This window comes from Halomonas sp. MES3-P3E, from assembly GCF_002836035.1.
GTDB lineage: Bacteria > Pseudomonadota > Gammaproteobacteria > Pseudomonadales > Halomonadaceae > Vreelandella > Vreelandella arctica.
In genome coordinates this window covers 1-1386 of sequence record NZ_PJBT01000097.1, presented here as the reverse complement: position 1 = coordinate 1386, position 1386 = coordinate 1, and the positions used below count along the sequence as shown (strand labels likewise).

Annotated in this window: 2 protein-coding genes; both read left to right on the top strand. The window is 56.8% G+C overall.

What is annotated here, in order from left to right:
• On the top strand, positions 1-246 hold a 246-nt coding region (locus tag CXF87_RS22070), incomplete at its 5' end, for a hypothetical protein (protein WP_232774910.1).
• Between the two features lie 94 nt (positions 247-340).
• On the top strand, positions 341-1360 hold the full coding sequence (locus CXF87_RS12030) for an IS30 family transposase (protein ID WP_035565798.1): 1020 nt from the start codon (positions 341-343) through the stop codon (positions 1358-1360).
• Positions 1361-1386 lie beyond the last annotated feature (26 nt).

The window sequence follows — 1386 nt, the reverse complement described above, 5'->3', positions numbered from 1 at the left end:
GTTGTTGGAAAAAACTGCAGCGATGACGTAAAGCGCATGCTGAACTCGTATGGGTTGAAAGAGATAAGTGATACGGGTGTTCAGCTAGATATGTTTGAAGTTGTAAAGGGCGGTAGAGAGATGAAGTATCAGCAGTATGCCGGGCTGCTACTAGGTAAAAATGAACGCGATATTGTTAGAAATCGGTATGAGTTGGCAGTCGCTTACATAGTGACTGCCACTTGTTTATATATGAATAAAAATTAGTTTAACATTAACTAGATTGCAGCTGAAAGTTTTTGTAAGGATGGCGGTCTCAATGAGCAAGTGCAACACGTGACCCATCAGGTACGGTGTTGCTATGACTTACTGCTATCGCCATCTCACTGCTGAAGACCGAGCCGCCATCATGATGATGCGAGCGACTCATTCAATCCGATCCATCGCCACTCATCTGGGCCGTGCACCGAGCACCGTGTCGCGAGAACTCGCTCGCCACACGGTCGACCCCATCAAGGGCTACGATGCCGGCTTGGCGGGCTACCGGGCTCGCCTGACGCGGCATCGGCCACGTCAGCGTCCCAAGCTGCATCCCGACGGCGAGCTCTTCGAGCTGGTGGTCTACCTGCTGCGCAAGTACTGGTCACCGGAACAGATAGCCCGCACACTGAAGCGCATGTCTCCTAACGAATCACGTCGACAGGTCTCGCATGAGGCCATCTACAACGCGCTCTATGTGATGCCCCGTGGCAGCCTCAAGAAAGAGCTCATCGCCTGCCTGCGGCAGGGCAACGGCAAGCGTCGGCCACGTAGCCGTGGCAAGGATCGACGCCAGCAGATTCCCGAGCTCGTTAGCATCCATATGCGGCCGCCTGAGATCGAAGACCGCCTGATGCCTGGCCATTGGGAGGGCGATCTCATCATCGGTGCCAACAATCGCTCCGCCGTCGGTACGCTGGTGGAGCGCACCACGCGCTTGGTGATCCTGGCGAAGATGGATGGCACCACGGCCACCGCGGCGGCCGTTGGCTTCAGCGACAAGCTCAATGAAGTGCCACGAGCCCTGCGTCTGTCCATGACCTACGACCAGGGCAGAGAGATGGTGAAGCATGCCGAGATCACGCAGAAAACCGGTACGGCAATCTACTTCGCTGACCCGCATAGCCCATGGCAGCGGGGCTCCAACGAGAACACCAACGGACTGTTGCGGCAATACTTGCCGAAGGGCACGGATCTGTCGGTCTACAGCCAGGAAGAGCTCGACGAGATCGCCGACTCACTGAACACGCGGCCGCGCAAGACACTGGACTGGCGCACGCCGCTGGAAGTTTACGCCGAGGTGCTCAAGAAATCGGTCGCTGGCCCGAGCACCCTTCAATAGCGTTGCGCTTGGAACTTGAGACCGCC